General features: G+C 46.7%; 20 protein-coding genes. 10 read left to right on the forward strand and 10 right to left on the reverse strand.

The window, feature by feature from the left end; genetic code table 11:
- Positions 1–9 precede the first annotated feature (9 nt).
- A complete protein-coding gene (locus RM811_RS11495) occupies positions 10–387 on the forward strand; it encodes a DUF2237 family protein (RefSeq protein WP_402524233.1) in 378 nt (125 codons plus the stop codon).
- A gap of 59 nt (positions 388–446) precedes the next feature.
- On the opposite strand, the gene RM811_RS11500 is transcribed toward RM811_RS11495, so the two are convergent.
- The gene (locus RM811_RS11500) at positions 447–1,100 is read right to left on the reverse strand and encodes a hypothetical protein (protein ID WP_402524235.1); all 654 of its coding nucleotides are present in this window, start codon (positions 1,098–1,100) and stop codon (positions 447–449) included.
- 394 nt (positions 1,101–1,494) lie between these two features.
- Here RM811_RS11500 and RM811_RS11505 point away from each other — a divergent pair, with 394 nt between their 5' ends.
- The gene (locus tag RM811_RS11505) at positions 1,495–1,791 is read left to right on the forward strand and encodes a hypothetical protein (RefSeq protein WP_402524238.1); all 297 of its coding nucleotides are present in this window, start codon (positions 1,495–1,497) and stop codon (positions 1,789–1,791) included.
- Between the two features lie 128 nt (positions 1,792–1,919).
- Here the strand turns inward: RM811_RS11505 and yghU are convergent, their stop codons facing one another.
- The 5 genes from yghU to RM811_RS11530 all read right to left on the reverse strand — a co-directional run bounded on the left by yghU (position 1,920) and on the right by RM811_RS11530 (position 6,745).
- Entirely contained in the window at positions 1,920–2,792 is an 873-nt protein-coding gene (gene yghU / locus RM811_RS11510) for a glutathione-dependent disulfide-bond oxidoreductase (protein ID WP_402524239.1), read from the reverse strand.
- A gap of 24 nt (positions 2,793–2,816) precedes the next feature.
- A complete protein-coding gene (locus tag RM811_RS11515) occupies positions 2,817–3,926 on the reverse strand; it encodes a hypothetical protein (RefSeq protein ID WP_402524241.1) in 1,110 nt (369 codons plus the stop codon).
- Positions 3,927–4,320: 394 nt separating this feature from the next.
- Complete coding sequence (locus RM811_RS11520; RefSeq protein ID WP_402524243.1) at positions 4,321–5,481, reverse strand: ABC transporter permease; 1,161 nt, start codon at positions 5,479–5,481, stop codon at positions 4,321–4,323.
- On the reverse strand, positions 5,478–6,197 hold the full coding sequence (locus tag RM811_RS11525; protein WP_402524245.1) for an ATP-binding cassette domain-containing protein: 720 nt from the start codon (positions 6,195–6,197) through the stop codon (positions 5,478–5,480). Before RM811_RS11525 ends, RM811_RS11520 begins: the two co-directional genes overlap by 4 nt.
- Complete coding sequence (locus RM811_RS11530) at positions 6,197–6,745, reverse strand: hypothetical protein (RefSeq protein ID WP_402524247.1); 549 nt, start codon at positions 6,743–6,745, stop codon at positions 6,197–6,199. Before RM811_RS11530 ends, RM811_RS11525 begins: the two co-directional genes overlap by 1 nt.
- 287 nt (positions 6,746–7,032) lie before the next feature.
- On the opposite strand from RM811_RS11530, the gene RM811_RS11535 reads away from it, so the two are divergent.
- From RM811_RS11535 to RM811_RS11545, 3 genes are all read left to right on the forward strand, one after another.
- The gene (locus RM811_RS11535; RefSeq protein ID WP_402524250.1) at positions 7,033–7,965 is read left to right on the forward strand and encodes an OmpA family protein; all 933 of its coding nucleotides are present in this window, start codon (positions 7,033–7,035) and stop codon (positions 7,963–7,965) included.
- Between the two features lie 199 nt (positions 7,966–8,164).
- On the forward strand, positions 8,165–9,061 hold the full coding sequence (locus RM811_RS11540; RefSeq protein WP_402524253.1) for a DMT family transporter: 897 nt from the start codon (positions 8,165–8,167) through the stop codon (positions 9,059–9,061).
- Between the two features lie 4 nt (positions 9,062–9,065).
- A complete protein-coding gene (locus tag RM811_RS11545; RefSeq protein ID WP_402524256.1) occupies positions 9,066–9,809 on the forward strand; it encodes a tRNA1(Val) (adenine(37)-N6)-methyltransferase in 744 nt (247 codons plus the stop codon).
- A gap of 43 nt (positions 9,810–9,852) precedes the next feature.
- On the opposite strand, the gene RM811_RS11550 is transcribed toward RM811_RS11545, so the two are convergent.
- Positions 9,853–10,302 carry a hypothetical protein gene (locus tag RM811_RS11550; protein WP_402524258.1) on the reverse strand — a complete coding sequence of 150 codons (450 nt, stop codon included), beginning with the start codon at positions 10,300–10,302 and terminating at the stop codon, positions 9,853–9,855.
- Positions 10,303–10,436: 134 nt separating this feature from the next.
- On the opposite strand from RM811_RS11550, the gene RM811_RS11555 reads away from it, so the two are divergent.
- The 3 genes from RM811_RS11555 to RM811_RS11565 all read left to right on the forward strand — a co-directional run bounded on the left by RM811_RS11555 (position 10,437) and on the right by RM811_RS11565 (position 11,425).
- The gene (locus RM811_RS11555; RefSeq protein ID WP_402524261.1) at positions 10,437–10,718 is read left to right on the forward strand and encodes a hypothetical protein; all 282 of its coding nucleotides are present in this window, start codon (positions 10,437–10,439) and stop codon (positions 10,716–10,718) included.
- A gap of 11 nt (positions 10,719–10,729) precedes the next feature.
- Positions 10,730–10,930 carry a hypothetical protein gene (locus RM811_RS11560; RefSeq protein ID WP_402524263.1) on the forward strand — a complete coding sequence of 67 codons (201 nt, stop codon included), beginning with the start codon at positions 10,730–10,732 and terminating at the stop codon, positions 10,928–10,930.
- A 144-nt stretch (positions 10,931–11,074) separates the two neighbouring features.
- On the forward strand, positions 11,075–11,425 hold the full coding sequence (locus RM811_RS11565; RefSeq protein WP_402524277.1) for a methyltransferase: 351 nt from the start codon (positions 11,075–11,077) through the stop codon (positions 11,423–11,425).
- On the opposite strand, the gene RM811_RS11570 is transcribed toward RM811_RS11565, so the two are convergent.
- The 3 genes from RM811_RS11570 to RM811_RS11580 form a co-directional block, all read right to left on the reverse strand.
- Positions 11,318–11,791 carry a hypothetical protein gene (locus RM811_RS11570; RefSeq protein ID WP_402524265.1) on the reverse strand — a complete coding sequence of 158 codons (474 nt, stop codon included), beginning with the start codon at positions 11,789–11,791 and terminating at the stop codon, positions 11,318–11,320. The genes RM811_RS11565 and RM811_RS11570 overlap by 108 nt on opposite strands.
- A 43-nt stretch (positions 11,792–11,834) precedes the next feature.
- Positions 11,835–13,412 carry a protein kinase domain-containing protein gene (locus tag RM811_RS11575; RefSeq protein ID WP_402524268.1) on the reverse strand — a complete coding sequence of 526 codons (1,578 nt, stop codon included), beginning with the start codon at positions 13,410–13,412 and terminating at the stop codon, positions 11,835–11,837.
- Positions 13,413–13,546: 134 nt separating this feature from the next.
- A complete protein-coding gene (locus RM811_RS11580) occupies positions 13,547–14,629 on the reverse strand; it encodes a methyltransferase (RefSeq protein WP_402524270.1) in 1,083 nt (360 codons plus the stop codon).
- Positions 14,630–14,783: 154 nt separating this feature from the next.
- Here RM811_RS11580 and yciA point away from each other — a divergent pair, with 154 nt between their 5' ends.
- Together yciA and udk are read left to right on the forward strand one after the other, a co-directional pair.
- Positions 14,784–15,170 carry an acyl-CoA thioester hydrolase YciA gene (gene yciA / locus RM811_RS11585; protein ID WP_402524273.1) on the forward strand — a complete coding sequence of 129 codons (387 nt, stop codon included), beginning with the start codon at positions 14,784–14,786 and terminating at the stop codon, positions 15,168–15,170.
- Between the two features lie 113 nt (positions 15,171–15,283).
- Positions 15,284–15,904 carry a uridine kinase gene (gene udk / locus RM811_RS11590; RefSeq protein WP_402524275.1) on the forward strand — a complete coding sequence of 207 codons (621 nt, stop codon included), beginning with the start codon at positions 15,284–15,286 and terminating at the stop codon, positions 15,902–15,904.
- Positions 15,905–15,997 lie beyond the last annotated feature (93 nt).

Consider the following 15,997-nt stretch of genomic DNA (forward strand, 5'->3'; position numbering starts at 1 on the left):
GTGATGGTTATGAGCACACCAGAATCTACGCAGAAAAATGTTTTTGGCCAGCCCTTAAAACCCTGCTGCATAGATCCTCCCACAGGATTTTTTCGGGATGGTTTCTGTCACACTATTGAGCAGGACACAGGTAGACACACCGTCTGCGCCCTCATGACCGATGAGTTTTTGCAATTTGCCCTGACAAAAGGCAATGACCTGATCACCCCAAAACCTGACTGGGGATTTGTGGGTTTAAAGGCCGGTGATCGCTGGTGTCTATGCGCCAATCGCTGGAATGAGGCGATGGAAGCCAACGTAGCGCCACCCCTGTTTTTAGAATCGACTCATCTTGCCACGCTGGACATCATACCCATGGCAACGCTTCAGAAATTTGCTATTCATTAAATAAATAAAACACCAAAGCGATATCAGCTGTTCTGGCCAAAAGATCTCCTTATAAGAAACTATTTTATATATGGATAAATATATTCGAACTGCTGACTAGCCAGGTTAATCGTGACTTTTGAGCTATGTGAAGCATCGTAACGCTCCATCCAGCCATCAGTGGTCAGGTGATAGCTATTTTTACTTCCACCGGTTGTCAGGTACCCGGAAAGATTACCCGTTAACGTTTTTCCATAAACATTAATTCCTTTAAAGAAGAAACTGAAATTAACACCACTGCAGACATTCACAAGATCTGCAGAATGGCCATAGGGAACGACAACATACTGCTCTTCCCGACCACTCCTCGGCTTCAGTTTCAACCTCATTACCATCAATCCGGAATCACTGACATGGAGATACAACACCAGTTTGCTTATCCATATTTTCTCTGTTTTGGAAATACTATAGGCATCAAAGCGGTAAGTACCCGCAGGAATTTTACAGGCAGTAACTGGTGACGCATCAGAGTATACATGCTGTGTGTGTGCTGGCACGGGCTCTGACCTGTATCCCCGATATGAATAATCCTGTGAAGGCGGATATGAAGGAGGCTCGGAATGTGGATGGGCAGGAACATCGGGATAGGGTGGCGGATTGAACCATTCAAAGCCAATAGGTTCACCCAAAGCAATCGATGGCAATAAAAATAAAATAACCTTAAGAAACTTCATAGCATAATTACCAGTCAAAAATTTTATTTTTCAGGCGGTTTTGGTCTAAAAAGAATAGGCTAGAATTCTCACATCACAGGTGAAATTCAAAGTAAAAAAAACAATTTTAATCCGGTCAAAGTTAGCATTAGAAAAACCCAATAAAATTTTTCTTTAAGTAATGACCATCACAAATCCTCATGACGATAGTTCGTCACCCTCGGGAATGAAAGGTGTAGCCACGGAGACACCGTTTTATCTACAGTCTCAGTTAAAACCAAAGGATCAGGATTACGTCCTTAACTATCTGATCCATCACTTCGTTAAACAGCCTGTGCCGAAACCCTGAATGACAGGATGGCTGTTAGGGTAAAATGACTGTACTTATAACTCTAACTCAAAAAGGAAAATCAAAATGGCTACCTTCGTTGCTAACCGTCGTGATAACGCAAAATTAGCTTTCATGATATATCGTGGCGAAGTGAAAGCTGTTTACTGCATCCATTCTTGGTTCCCTGCTGGCTCAACTACCTATACAACAAGGCCAGAAAAAGACGTAAATATTGATGGGAGATGGGAATTTACAGGTTCTAAAGCAGAAGATAAAATTTTTAATAAATATGTTGGAACTGATGTATCTCACCATTTCAACAGGGGTAACTCAAACCCGATATTTTACCTTAATTGCCAGGAGCAGACGCATAACGAGTAAGTGAGAGGTGCGAGCCTGTAAATTTAACTTTGTCTCCGTGGCGATTTTCTTTCACGGAAAAGAAAAGCGGCATAAATACCGCTCCGGAGAATAATAAAAAGCATCAAGTCAGATAAAACCCGGCGACCCTATCCAGAAGCCCCCAGCTTATCCTCAGTTCGAAGTTCAAAATCCGATGCATCGTGGCGATTTCTTAATTGCTCTGATGGTTCACCCGAGACCCGGTTCACCATTCTCCCTCGCTGGACGGCTTTGCGTTGCCCGATCTGCGCTGACCATCGAACCACATGCTCATAACGATCCACCTGCAAAAATTCGGCCGCTTCATACACCTTGCCATCGACCAGTGCTCCATACCATGGCCAGATAGCCATATCAGCGATGGTATAATCCTCACCACACATAAAGGGATTGTTTTCCAGATGTCGGTTCAGCACATCCAGCTGACGCTTCACCTCCATGGCAAAACGATCAATAGGGTACTGGTATTTTTCAGGTGCATAGGCATAAAAGTGGCCAAAACCACCGCCAAGAAATGGACCACTGCCCATCTGCCAGAACAACCATGAGAGACACTGAGCCCGTTTAGCCGGTTCTGAAGGTATAAAGGCATTAAATTTTTCTGCCAGATATAGAAGAATGGCACCAGACTCAAACACCGGGATCTCAACACCATCACTGCGATCCACCATGGCGGGAATCTTTGAATTTGGATTTATCCCGACAAAACCGGTGCCAAACTGGTCGCCTTCCATAATCTCAATCAGAAAAGCATCGTATTCGGCCTCTTTAATCCCCAGTTCCAACAACTCTTCAAAGAGAATGGTAACCTTCACACCATTCGGGGTCGCCAGCGAGTATAGCTGAAAGGGGTGCTCACCAACCGGGAGGGACTGCTCAAAACGAGCACCGGCAAATGGCCTGTTAATTCCGCCAAACTGTCCGCCATTCTCACTTTCCCATACCCATATCCTGGGTGGAACATAGGGTGCATCAGCCATAGATAGCTCCAGATTTTGCTAACTTCAGATGGTGTTCACAATAGGATGATTTTCAGGGGAAGGTAAAGTAATCTTGTCGTCCGATGGATTTATGTACTCGCTAAACATTTTTTCTGGAACCTTACCTCCAGCGTCCTTCACTTTTTTAAATAATTGCCTCAACAAGTCGTCATCCAGCTTCTTCGCAAAATAGACGTCACCGTTATTACTATCCCCATCCAAATAGAATTGAACGTCAGAAAGTTTTTCAGCTTTCAAATCGTTGAAGCGAATAACCAGCATCATCTCACGAGAACCATCTTTCATTGCTCTACCCTGGAGTAAGGTATCATCACATCTAACATCACAACCTGTCAGGTAGCTATCCAGATCTTTTAAACACCCTTCCAAACATTGCATTATCCCACTTCGACTAAGCCCATGGAGATAATCATAAAAAGATACATCAACACTATCCTCAGCATTAACTGAAGACAATTTTACAGGATCGAACCTGACTCCTGCTTCCTCCAGCTCTTTAGCTCCGTGTTGTTGTAGCCAGGAATCAATATATTTTGCATTTTGATACAACTCCACAACCTGGTTGCGCAATGTTAAATCAAGTGCATTACTAACTATGGTTTTAAAGTTACTTATATACAGAGAAAGTTTCTTTTCTCCCTCATCAGAAGTATCAGCACGGCCGGTCATTAACTCAGAAAACGCAGAGGACAGCTCTTCCATCAGTTGACCTGTATCACTCAAGTCCTCACTCGTCATACCTGTTCCACTATCTGGAATGGCTTCTTCCTGAAACGTAGAAGCAGAGTCCTGAAGTGAGAGGGCGGATAGTTCTCCTGCTACAGAAAACCCGGTATTTCCTTCTTTTACCCTGGAACTCCCTTCAGCCGGCATTGTTACTGTTTCGTTCTCCTCACCTACTTTTGCTGGCTGGGTCATATGCACTCTGCCTGGAACGTTACTGTTCGCAGAACGAGCATCAATACCTTGTTGATAATCCCGTTCACCCGGACTACTTGACCGAAATATATTACCAGACTCACCATTGTTCTCTGAATTCGTTGTGCTGGACTTAGCCTCTGATAAATCATTTGTGCCACCAACGTTCGTCTTGCCACCAACTGGGCCAAACATATTAAAATATCCTTAGATTAAAGAATTCTAATAGGTGGACTCTGAGTTTTCTTAATGGTTCGGTAATAACCAGAGTATTTCAGAAGAAGATTGCCTCAGTGTCAGGCTCTGATGACATAAGGCTGCAGGTTCAGTGAGCTGGAGACTGTGGTCACATGATGAAAAGTGATCCTGAACCATTGAGGCTTCTTCCGAACCCCCGGAACTTATTTCAATGGTTTCCAGAAAACCTGAAGCTCAGTGGTGGCAGCCCCATCCATGGATGCCGCCATAAACTGTCGAATTTTCTGTTGAAGTTGATGAATTCCTGACGTTGTTAAAACAAACGATAATGGACTTATTTCTGTATAGCATTAAAAGTACCCGTTGGCATATCCACCCTCAATGGATTTCACTACGTTCTTTTAGAAACACCATACATTCGCCAGGCGGGTAAACAGGCAAGCAAAAAACCAAGAAGAAACAGCGCCAGCAGCCAAAATAATTGCTGAACAGGCAATTGGATACTGTTTATGACGGGAATCCAGCTCCCCAGAAAGAGAGTGGACGTTTTATAGACTACGACTCCGGAAAAAAGCGCAAAAAGAATATGCAACATTGGCTCGGCCAAAGTAAGGCCTGCGAGCTGCCAGGGTCTGGCTCCCACCATCCGCAATAATTCAACTTCCTGCTTTCGTTCTGCAAACCCTGCAGAGAGGTTAAAGAAAATCATCATCAGGGACAGAAGCCCGATAATAAAGCTCATTGCCATGAAAACATTGTTCAACACTCGCTCATAATATCCCAGCTTTTCAAGCTCCAACACTGGAATGACTACCTCAAGTGGCACTTCATATTTTGACTTCAGAGCTTGCTGAACAGCAAACAGAGACTGCCGACGTTTCAGTTTAATCAAGATAAAATTGATATAATCAGATTTTACTCCGTGGGTTTTCCGGTTTTTTCTTAACCCTTCAATGGGGATCAAAATATTATTATCTAATGACGTTCCGGTTTCCGTTAAAATACCCTGGATAATAAACGGTGTTGGATACTCATCTTTTAATGAGGGTGAAAAGCCGTTAGCAATGGTGAGTGTCTCACCCGGTTGATATTGATACTCCTCAGCCAGTTCAGCACCTATAAACGCTGAATAATCATTTCTGAAGGCAGTGCCCTTACCACTGGATCCAATGAAATTAACCGCCTTCAACTGCAACGTGTCCATATAACGTGCAGTGGTACCCGTTACGGTATATCCCCTGTGACTTTCATTGGTTGAAACCGGGGTTACCCACTCCATTTCCTGCTGGCCCGCGATATCCTCATAAATCTCCCAGGGAATAACCGGAGGCGGAGGACCTATACGGAAAAGACTATAAAGCACCAGGTGTACTGGCTGGGAAGGAGCCCCCACAATCAAATCCGCTTCTGAAGACACCTGCTGTGCATAGGATCTTACCGCTTCGTGAATATGACCGATAACCAGAAGGAGAGCCACGCTGAAAGCCAGGGCAATAATAGAAATTATTGATCGTCCGGCTCTCTGCCTAAGGCTCTTGCGCATAATTTTCATAATGACCATCGGTTTTCTCGCTCTCTGGCCAAATTCAATGTTTCCATTTCCAGATATCTATCAAAACCATCAATACCGCTTTCATCATGAGTCGTGCATATTAATGTCGAACCATTTGCACGACACTCATCCTGTAAAATCCGATAGACTGCTTTCTTACCATGACTGTCCATGGCTGAAACAGGTTCATCAGCCAGCACAAGTTCTGGCTTACCAATGAGTGCACGAGCTATTGCAAAGCGCTGTTGTTGGCCAGCACTGTAATTGGAGATATTTTTTGACAATCGGGATGGATCTTTCAGGCTTAATTTCCTGATAATGCGAATAGCATCATTGACAGCAGTATCAGACCGTTTTTCTGCTTCTTCTTTCCTTTTAGGCGAGAAGTAACAGGGCAAAAGAATATTATCCAGGGCACTCAGATAAGGAACCAGACGATAATGCTGAAAAACAAAACCAATGGCATCAGCGCGGAGTCGCTCTAACAGGGATGGTTTGATCATGCTCAGGTCATTCCCTAATACAAGTACTTCGCCACTACTGAAGCGAGTTAATCCCATCAGAGTTCTTAAAAGGGCTGTTTTACCAGTACCATTCCCTCCCTGAATACAAACCGTTTCGCCAGTATTGATGGTAAGTTCAGGAATTTTCAATATTTCTGTTTCGCCGATATACTGCTCAAGATCGCGAACAGTAACGGCTTTAGGTCGCATCATTACAATATTCCCGATTTGATGAGAACCAGCAACTTTTCAGGGAAAACCACAGTCTTGTTTTGCCAGTTTTCTGTGGTCAGCCAGACATCGACCGCTTTCAGGTCGGGCAATGCCTCATAAAGTTTGACTTCAATAAATCTGAGTTGCTCCGGTCTTTGGCACTGAAACGTTTGATAGCCGTTAATTCGACCAGGTTCCCGATGCACACTCTGATCAATAACACGACATCGGGCAGCAGATGCAGGCAGAGCAAAATGTGGCATACGCTGAAGCTGGTCAAACATCAGTTCTGAGTCCATTTTTTTATTAAGAAAAGATAACGACTCTTCCTTAATGACAATATACACCGTCAGATTTTCTCCGGAAATACTGATATCCAGCCCCATTCGTGCGGGCTCAACCGCCCTGTGAAGAAGTATCTCAGCCCGGCTTTCCAGGCCTGGCAAGATTAGAAAAAAAAACACCACCCACTTCGCTGAAGCCTGCATAATCACTCGTAAAAAAAAGGCCATGGCTCGCAGTGTTGAAGCTATATTCTTGGTTTGCATGCTCACAGTTATCGGTCACATTTAAATAAAAATAAGCGTTTCCCCCTACCTGCTGTTAATGCCAAACCCTGCTGCTGGCAGATTGAGCCTACTGGCTAGCCCTTCTCCCACCCTGAGTCACTGAGGCATTATACGAAGTCCGTAACCTTTTGCTTTATCAGCAATATCTGCTTTTAACTAAACATTTTGACCTATACTCGAAGCTGTTAGCCCTCCAATAACCCATCAAATTCTTATTACAGTAAACGTCAACACACCCCTAACCCGACACACTTGGAGTTCAATCCATGCGTTTCATCACACCCTGCAAAACGCTGACTCTATTCATGATCACTCTGTTCCTCACCGGCTGTGCCAGCGATGGTCATATGAAACGATGGAGTCAATGCGCCCTGATCGGAGCAGGCACCGGCGGACTTATTGGCGCATCGGCCAACAGTGAATCAGGCTCATCAGAAAGTGGGAAATCTGCCGCCTACGGAGCTGTCGGAGGAGCTCTTGTCGGTGCTGCCATCTGCGCCCTGACCGGTGGAGACAGTGATGGGGATGGTATTTCCGACAAAAAGGACCAGTGCCCAAACACTCCAGCGGGTGTCAAAGTCGATATGAGTGGCTGCCCTCTGGACTCGGATCACGATGGCGTTCCTGACTATATGGATAAGTGTCCAGCCACACCGTCCGGTATGAAAGTAAATGCTGACGGTTGCCCGGACTCTGATGGTGATGGTGTGCCAGACAATATGGATCGCTGCCCCAACACACCAGCCGGTGTTGCTGTTGACCAATATGGCTGCCCGGCTGACACTGATGGTGACGGCGTCCTCAGCACAATGGATAAGTGCCCTGATACCCCCAAAGGCGTTCCTGTCGACGCCGATGGCTGCCCTTTACAGAAAGATATGGGCATGATCTATTTCGATTTTGATAACGCCGACATCACCTCGGATAGCCGCCTGCAACTGGATAAAATTTCAGCCATGGCGAAAACAAATCCCAATATCCAACTGACTGCCGTGGGTTATACCGATTCAACCGGCCCCATGGAGTACAACAAAATGCTCTCCATGCACCGGGCAGAAGGTGTGAAAAAGTATCTGGTGGAGCAGGGCCTCAACCCTGACAGGATTAAAATAGTTGCCGGCGGCATCATTGAGTCTGACGATCAGACCCTTATGGGGCGCCAGCATAATCGTCATGTAACCGTGACTATTGAGCAGTAATGTTTACTCTTCGTCGGATGGCTTAACGGTTTACAGCTCAGCGATACCGGCAGGGTTTCACCTCAGCGGGCAGGGATGCTCCGCTCAAATACATTCTCTGGTTCATCAATACTGGCCATGGCATTTGCCTGTTTCTTTTTCAGGTTGTGGGATAAGATAACGACCACTTTTATTCCCACTTACCCTCCAAGCAGTATTCATGACAGACAATCGCAAAGCCTGTTTATATGCCCTGGCTACGGCCTTATTGTGGTCGACTATTGCCACCGCTTTTAAAATTGCCCTTAAACATCTGGATCCATGGCAGCTGGTTTTCTGGTCAGTGGCCACCTCAACCATCCTGCTTACGATCATTGTGATCATTCAAGGTAAAACAGGATTAATTCTTTCCCAGTTCAAACCGTCTTATGCTCTTTTCCTGTTCCTGGGATTATTAAATCCATTTCTCTATCATGTAGCATTGTTCGGAGCCTATGACCTGTTACCGGCCCAGCAGGCTCAGGCTTTGAATTACAGCTGGCCAATGGCACTTACCCTGCTGGCGGTGCCCTTACTGGGCCGTAAACTGTCCATTAAAAGCCTGTTTTGCTGCCTGCTCGCCTATGCGGGCGTGTTGATTATCTGTACCCGTGGAGAGTTTCAGAATCTGAACTTTTCAAGCACACCTTCCAGCAGAACAGGTGTGACCCTGGCACTTTCAAGCACCATTATCTGGGCACTGTACTGGATTTTTAATACCCGCAGTGAAGGCGATCCGGTGGTGAGCCTGCTGATCTGCTTTCTCTGTGGACTTCCCTGGATTATTGGTGCTACGGCTCTCTTTTCCAGCTTCTGGCCAGTTTCTGCAGAGGGTCTGGCCGCGGCTGCCTATATTGGCCTGATTGAGATGGGCTTCGCCTATATTCTCTGGCTGAAGGCGCTGAAGCTGGCAGATAATACAGCCATGATCAGCAATATCAGCTACCTGAGCCCATTTTTATCATTGATCTTTATTACCAACATACTGGGTGAAGCCATTTACCCGGCCACTTACGCCGGACTGGTCATGATCATTGCAGCGGTTCTTGCCCAACAACATTTCAGCAGGAAAAAGTAGTTCAATGGCTCGCAAAAACCCTTATTTTGCCTTTAAGAAGTTCAGAGTTGAGCAGGGTCGCAGTGCCATGAAAGTCACCACTGACGCCTGCCTTTTCGGTGCGTTGCTCTGTCAGTCCGATCACCTTCAACAAAGCCAGACGATTCTGGATATTGGTGCAGGGACGGGGCTTCTGAGTTTAATGGCGGCCCAGAATAGCAACGCCAGGATTACCGCCGTAGAAGTGGAAGTTCTGGCTGCAGAGCAGGCCTCTGGCAACTTTACCAATAGCCCCTGGGCAAATCGACTGCAAGTAGTGCAAGGTTCTATCCAGTCTTTCTTAATGGATAGAGCGCAATGCTTCGATACCCTCATCACTAATCCACCTTTTTTTCAACAGGCCTTCAAGGGCAATGATCCTCGCCGGAATATGGCCAGACATACCGATACGCTGAGTTTTGCAGAATTAGCCAGCTCAATACGTCGCCTGTTGGCAAAAGATGGCGAGGCATGGGTATTGTTACCCGTAGAATCCAGTGTCGTTTTTTTGTTGGCAACGGTGGGAGAAGGGTTATCGCTTCATAGAAGAATATCGCTGCGTTCAACCGTAAACCATTCACCTCACCGGCATATGCTCGTATTAAAGCACGCCTCTGCTTTACCTGAGCGACATCTGATTATTGAAGAAACGCTCACTATCTATCAGCAGCACCCTCATTATACGGAAGAGGTCAGGCAGTTGATGACGCCCTACTATCTGGCGCTATAGAAGATTTGGCCAGGAATAAGGAGCGATTCAGCCGAAGCTGAAGTTACACTGTATCTTCCGCTTCCTCCACCCCCTCCTTAATTACCCGGGTGGCCTGGTCGACCTTTGCGGCGTGCCTGTTGTAAATACGTACTGCACCTACAGTTGCGGGAATTGCGGTGATAAACAGAGCGCCTAATCCTGAGATAACCCCTGTGAAAACAGTTAAAGTGCTGTTAGCTATCGAATGATCCGGGAAGTTACCTGCAGCGACAGCATCTGCAATGGAAGAATCCATTTCATTTGCAGCGAAATAACCTACAGGTACTGCTACGAGTGAAGCTACAGACAAGAACACACCACAAATAACGGCTGCTCGCTTAGAGACAGAATAACCTCCAAATCTGCAGCATGTATGGTTAAAGACCGTTGGCACCTCTTTACCCGTGACTCGAGCATGAACATCAGTCACTGGCTCCGTTTGTTTAGTTGATAAGCCAATTGCCGTAGCCATAATGTGATTCGTTGCAACCTTGATGATGATAACTGGTGCTATTGCGAACTACGGAACCGTCCCGAAATCAGCGCCTCATTTTTCGGGATAATTGCTCACTACGTTCATCCCTGGCTCGTCGAAGGGTGATGCCAATGGACCTCGACAAGCCTCAGTCCGTAAGGATCAAGAGTAAATCTGAAAGTTCTTTCCTGACAGAAAAAGTAGCACAAGAATCAGTTTTTCCCCATGTAATATGTACTACGCTCCAGTGCCAACCATCAGAACCATCGCTTTATATTCTGGCTCTCAGGCACAAAAGAGACTCGGCAAGAAATGAGGCTGTTAATGAAGAGACTGTGACTATCTATCAGCAGCATCCTCATTATACAGAGCAGATCAGAGAACGGATGGCTCCTTATTATCTGGCCTTGTGATTTCCGGGCAGATGCCACCGGTCAACCGCAGCAGAAAAACAGCTGTTATCAATACAGCCATGATCAGCAATATCAGCTACCTGAGCCCATTTTTATCATTGATCTTTATTACCAACATACTGGGTAAAGCCATTTACCCGGCCACCTACGCCGAACTGGTCATGATCATTGCAGCGGTTCTTGCCCAACAACATTTCAGCAGGAAAAAGTAGTTCAATGGCTCGCAAAAAACCTTATTTTTCTTTAAGCAGTTCAAAATCGAACAGGGCCAATGCGCCATGAAGGTGACCACCGATGCCTGCACCTTTGGTGCGCTTTTCGGTCAGTCTCTTTACCTTCATAACAGCCAGTCTATTCTGGATACTGGTGCGGGTACCGGGCTACTCAGCCTGATGCCAGCCCAGAATAGTAAAGCGAAAATCACTGCAGTTGAGCTTGACGGGGAAGCATCAAAACAGGCTGAAAGCAATTTTTCACAAAGCCTGTGGGCTGATCAGTTACACCTGGTTAATAGCTCAATACAGACATTCTCAGCAACCAGTGCACAGCGTTTTGATTGCATTATCTCGAACCCTCCCTTTTTTCAGCAGGCATTCAACTCACTGGTCAGAAAAAGCAGGCGGGCAGTTATCAGCCATACAGGCATAGAGCCGGTCGGCGGCATGGAGCGGGTTATTATCACGGAACCGGTTAACCGGTTCCGGTGAGTAAAAATCCTGCTCCTGTGCCAGCAGCTGACGATTACCGGAATCAACCAATAAACGCCGGGAAGAATCACTCAACAGACTGTTCCGGTGCGGTTGAAGGTTATTCTGCAAACCAGGATTATTAGATTCTTGAAGGTTGTCGAGCTGTGAAAGGAGATCCTTCCGTGCTGAAGGATCTTTTGACCCCGGGCGATCTCCCTGATCTCGTTCCTGGCCCACAATTTCACGGGTCGATGAACTTAGATCATCGGACCAATCGGGTACTGCCAACCGGGCTCTTGGCCGATTATCAAACTCCATAATCCACAACAGGGTGACCAGAAATACCCCACAAAACAGCCACGCTGGCTTAATATTATTATTCATCTCTTTGCCATCCATGAGCAGATCAGAAAAAATAAAGACCCTATCAGTTATTAACAGAATCAGGCTTCAATAGCTCCCCGACTTTCTTCATTGTCATTCTCTCATCTGGATTAACCCTCAGTAAACCGGTAACAATGCGATTTAATAGAAGGACATCCGGGTGTTCTCTCTCATTAGCAGTAGTCTGAAAAAATAGCCGACTGATATCTTCAGAAGCCATATCTTTCAATTTCATAGCAAGAAATTCTGAAGGTTTTTCTGATAGGCCAGCCTGACCACTACCCGTCTTTTCCTCTCCTATAACATCCTCTATAGCATCCACGCCAGACCCCGCAGCAGACACTACCCATAACAGGATGCCAAAGCTCCAGCAGTCCGCAGGATATGAGTATGACCGGTGATCAGAAGAGTCATCAGCCCCAACCACTTCAGGAGCCATGGCGATTGATGTTCCGCGAAAAGAGGTCGTTCGGTTACGAACGTCAAGTCGTTTGCTGAGGCCAAAGTCAACCAATTTGAATATACACTTGTCTTTCTCCGGAAACGTAACCATAACATTATGAGGCTTAAGATCCCGGTGAATTACCTTTTCAGCGTGCAAAAACTCTAAAGCACCGGAAAGCTGATCAGCGAGATCTACCGCCAGTGACAGGCCTCCCGGGGGGGGATCTGTTAATTTTTGACACCCCCCCAACAAATCCACCAGATCAGTTCCATCAACATATTCACTGATCACCATGCTCAGCTGAAATCTCCCATAATCTTCCGCTCTCAGATCGCCCAGGTCGCGGATGGGCACATAACAGCCAAGGAGCATATCCTGCAAAACCAAAGCATGGACAGTGGCTATGTTTGGATGATGAGGGAGCGTAAGGCCAACCAGCTCTCCCCGTCGCTCCTTATAATCTTTATCACAGTTTTTATCATCTCCGTGATGATAGGCTAGTGATTGTCCATCCTCACTTAAGTGATGAATCTTAACGGCAAAGCACATACCGTTGTTATCACGAAATTTGTAAACGGCTCCATATTCACCAGACTGTAATTCTTCTAATTTGCTTAGCCCAAACAGGAAATACAGTGCATCTTCATTACTAGTACTACACAGCGTGCCCCCCCATGCGAGACTTATGCAATTACCTAGCCGTAGATCACCATCGGGAGACTGCTTATTAGTTTCAGACAATTCCCCGCGCGCCCGGGAATCTCCCGCAATAATGCTGGCTGACGAAGATGCTGGCGTAGAGTTTGCCGTTGCATTCAGACGCCTTGCAGAACCTGAAAAACTCAATGCATTCAGGTTATTCTCCGGAGACTCGCTTACCAGTAAGACTTTTTGGGCAACTTCATCCGCCTTTAGCGGACAGGCAAGTCTGAGACCTATAGCAGTAGTAGCAGTAGCAGTAGCAGTAGCAATAGCAATAGCAGTAGCAGCAGTAGTAGTAGTAGTAGTAGCAGCAGCAGCAGTATTCCGTCCTGAAAAGTAACTAAACCAGGACGGTACCCAGGCTATACATCGTCTTCCAAAACTTTCTGTCCGACTGACCTTATGACAGGTGTTAACTCCCCCCCGGGGAGTGATGGGAAGATTCCCCCCAGTGGCATTAAGAGGCAAAGGCATTCGGATAACCTTCTGGCTTCAACACATAGAAATACCCCATACCCATGATAAATTGCCTCAGGTTAATTTCGGCGTAACCGGTCATTCATAATCTGAGTCACTGGCTCAGCAAAAAGTTCCCCTGATGTTATAGACTATTTCCGGTTTAAAGCCCGATACACCGAGAAACCCTCTTTGTTCAGCAGCGTTTCACAGTGACCAAACGCCTGCTGAATAATGGGCGGATAACGCAAAAATCTGTTAGCAACAATTCTCAGTTCACCACCCGGACGAAGCATCTGACGAGATTGCACAAGAAACTGCTCAGTAACTTCATAGTGCGTTTTGACCCCTTGATGAAACGGCGGATTGGAGATAATCAAATCAAATTGCCCACTCACTTCCGAGAGACCGTCGATGGGCAGTACGGTAAATGACTTCACCTCAAGCTGTTCCATAGTTCGCTCACTACTGGTGAGCGCCAGCGCGTCACAATCCACCAGAGTAAAATCATGATCTCCCGGCATGGCATTGATATAAGCAGAGATAACACCAGCCCCACAGCCAAAATCCAGCACTTTTCCTGAAGGAATCGAATTCAGCGTTTCCAGCAGAACCTGAGTTCCCCGATCAAGACGACCATGACTGAACACCCCGGGCAGTGAAGTGATTTCCATACTCAGTTCAGGACCGCTGACAGCAAATGCCTTAAACCACTGCTCAAGCGTAAAACCTTCTGTTTTCTTTAATGGCTCCGATGCTTCGAGCAATACGCAGTGACGGGCATTATCCACACTCTGCACAGACGCAAAACTGTTCTTCAGCCGTTTTTTCCAGGACTTGATACCTTCATCATTCTCGCCAACCAGCCAGACTGGCACCCCGTCCGGCAAAAAGCTCAGCACCATCTGTAACCAGAAATCCATCAATGGCTTACTTTTCTGGAGGAAGATCAAAACTCCATCAACAGGACGGGAAAAACCCCCAGGCAAAACGGGGGCAAAAGTCAGAGAGAATCGATCTTTCCGACGACCTTCCAACGTCAATAATCGTCCATAGACACTGAAATCCCGGGTCAAAGCTGTGATATAGCCAACACCATCATCCAGCAGATGAGAGGCCAGATCATCAGCAGGCAACCCAACCATAACAAGATGCTCAAGCTCAAAACGCGCCTGGTTACGAACAATCAGCTGAGCCGGATTGGACAAATGAGGGGGTAAAGGAAGGGATGTCATAGATATCAACGCTGGCTAGAGCGCTCTCAAAGCAGGCACTTATACATCAATAACCCCCTTCTTTCCACGAAAGCGTTCATGGAAATACGGATTTACAAGGCTGGCTGGCAAGCATAGCATTCGCCGCCAGTAATGATCCGTATGGAGTTTTCTGATGACTGAACCACAGGGTGACCTGGTTCTGCGAACACTGGCTATGCCTGCTGACACCAACCCCAATGGTGATATTTTTGGCGGCTGGATTATGTCCCAGATGGACATGGCTGGCGGTCTGGCTGGCAAAAATCGCTGCAACAGCCGGGTATCCACTGTTGCCGTTGAATCCATGAGTTTTATCCACCCGGTCAAGGTCGGTGATGTGGTTTGCTGTTATGCTGACATTATCCGCGTCGGCAACACCTCCATGCGTATTAAGCTGGAAGTGTGGGTTCTTTCCCACCCTTTCAAATCAGAAGAGCGTCATAGGGTTACCGAGGGATTTTTCACTTACGTTGCCATAGACGACAACGGAAACCCTGTCCCAGTAGAAAGAAACCAGTAAATAACCTGAGAGCCGCTACCCGCATTCCACTACCCGTTGCCTGAAAAAGCCCGTCTTATCTTTTTCGGGCAACGGACAACGGACAGCGGTCTTAACCATCCCGGACTCCTCCCATGAAACAAAAGACCATCCTCGTTGGTATTGCCGGCGCCTCTGCTTCAGGCAAAAGCCTTCTGGCTGAAACGCTGGTTGAAGAGCTGCAATCAGAGCACCTGTGTGTGATTTCAGAAGATTCCTACTATCAGGATCAGAGTCACTTAAGCATGGATGAACGGATCCGGACCAACTACGACCATCCGGACTCCATGGATCATGACCTGATGCTTGATCAGATGATCAAGCTGAAAAATGGTGAAGAAATAGACGTACCGCTCTACGACTATACTCACCACAATCGCCGAAAGGATACCCGAAAGGTCAACCCTGCCCGGGTAGTCATTTACGAGGGAATACTGCTCTTCTCCAATCCTGCCATCCGGAAAACCTTTGACCTGCGCTTCTTTATGGATACCCCGCTGGATATCTGCCTGATCCGTCGTATGAAACGGGATATTCTCAGCCGTGGCCGTGATGTGGACTTCGTCATCAAGCAGTACCTGGAAACGGTACGCCCCATGTACATGCAGTTTATTGAACCTTCCCGCCAGCATGCAGACCTGATTATTCCCCGTGGCGGAAAGAACAGGATTGCTATTGATCTGATTAAAACCCAGATTCGCAACCTGATTGATTAACGAACGCTGCCCGCAGCCCGTTGCCCGAAAAAGCCGAAACCGCTTATGCTTTTGCGGGCAGCGGGCAGCGGGCAGCGGGCAGCGGGCAGCGGG

This window comes from Endozoicomonas sp. (assembly GCF_031844845.1).
GTDB lineage: Bacteria > Pseudomonadota > Gammaproteobacteria > Pseudomonadales > Endozoicomonadaceae > Endozoicomonas.

What these genes read in the sequence shown, in the direction of transcription:
- RM811_RS11495 (WP_402524233.1), top strand. Translation starts at nt 10, where the DNA reads ATGAGCACACCAGAATCTACGCAGAAAAATGTTTTTGGCCAGCCCTTA.
- RM811_RS11500 (WP_402524235.1), bottom strand. Translation starts at nt 1,100, where the DNA reads ATGAAGTTTCTTAAGGTTATTTTATTTTTATTGCCATCGATTGCTTTG.
- RM811_RS11505 (WP_402524238.1), top strand. Translation starts at nt 1,495, where the DNA reads ATGGCTACCTTCGTTGCTAACCGTCGTGATAACGCAAAATTAGCTTTC.
- yghU (WP_402524239.1), bottom strand. Translation starts at nt 2,792, where the DNA reads ATGGCTGATGCACCCTATGTTCCACCCAGGATATGGGTATGGGAAAGT.
- RM811_RS11515 (WP_402524241.1), bottom strand. Translation starts at nt 3,926, where the DNA reads ATGTTTGGCCCAGTTGGTGGCAAGACGAACGTTGGTGGCACAAATGAT.
- RM811_RS11520 (WP_402524243.1), bottom strand. Translation starts at nt 5,481, where the DNA reads ATGAAAATTATGCGCAAGAGCCTTAGGCAGAGAGCCGGACGATCAATA.
- RM811_RS11525 (WP_402524245.1), bottom strand. Translation starts at nt 6,197, where the DNA reads ATGATGCGACCTAAAGCCGTTACTGTTCGCGATCTTGAGCAGTATATC.
- RM811_RS11530 (WP_402524247.1), bottom strand. Translation starts at nt 6,745, where the DNA reads ATGCAAACCAAGAATATAGCTTCAACACTGCGAGCCATGGCCTTTTTT.
- RM811_RS11535 (WP_402524250.1), top strand. Translation starts at nt 7,033, where the DNA reads ATGCGTTTCATCACACCCTGCAAAACGCTGACTCTATTCATGATCACT.
- RM811_RS11540 (WP_402524253.1), top strand. Translation starts at nt 8,165, where the DNA reads ATGACAGACAATCGCAAAGCCTGTTTATATGCCCTGGCTACGGCCTTA.
- RM811_RS11545 (WP_402524256.1), top strand. Translation starts at nt 9,066, where the DNA reads ATGGCTCGCAAAAACCCTTATTTTGCCTTTAAGAAGTTCAGAGTTGAG.
- RM811_RS11550 (WP_402524258.1), bottom strand. Translation starts at nt 10,302, where the DNA reads ATGGCTACGGCAATTGGCTTATCAACTAAACAAACGGAGCCAGTGACT.
- RM811_RS11555 (WP_402524261.1), top strand. Translation starts at nt 10,437, where the DNA reads ATGGACCTCGACAAGCCTCAGTCCGTAAGGATCAAGAGTAAATCTGAA.
- RM811_RS11560 (WP_402524263.1), top strand. Translation starts at nt 10,730, where the DNA reads ATGCCACCGGTCAACCGCAGCAGAAAAACAGCTGTTATCAATACAGCC.
- RM811_RS11570 (WP_402524265.1), bottom strand. Translation starts at nt 11,791, where the DNA reads ATGAATAATAATATTAAGCCAGCGTGGCTGTTTTGTGGGGTATTTCTG.
- RM811_RS11575 (WP_402524268.1), bottom strand. Translation starts at nt 13,412, where the DNA reads ATGCCTTTGCCTCTTAATGCCACTGGGGGGAATCTTCCCATCACTCCC.
- RM811_RS11580 (WP_402524270.1), bottom strand. Translation starts at nt 14,629, where the DNA reads ATGACATCCCTTCCTTTACCCCCTCATTTGTCCAATCCGGCTCAGCTG.
- yciA (WP_402524273.1), top strand. Translation starts at nt 14,784, where the DNA reads ATGACTGAACCACAGGGTGACCTGGTTCTGCGAACACTGGCTATGCCT.
- udk (WP_402524275.1), top strand. Translation starts at nt 15,284, where the DNA reads ATGAAACAAAAGACCATCCTCGTTGGTATTGCCGGCGCCTCTGCTTCA.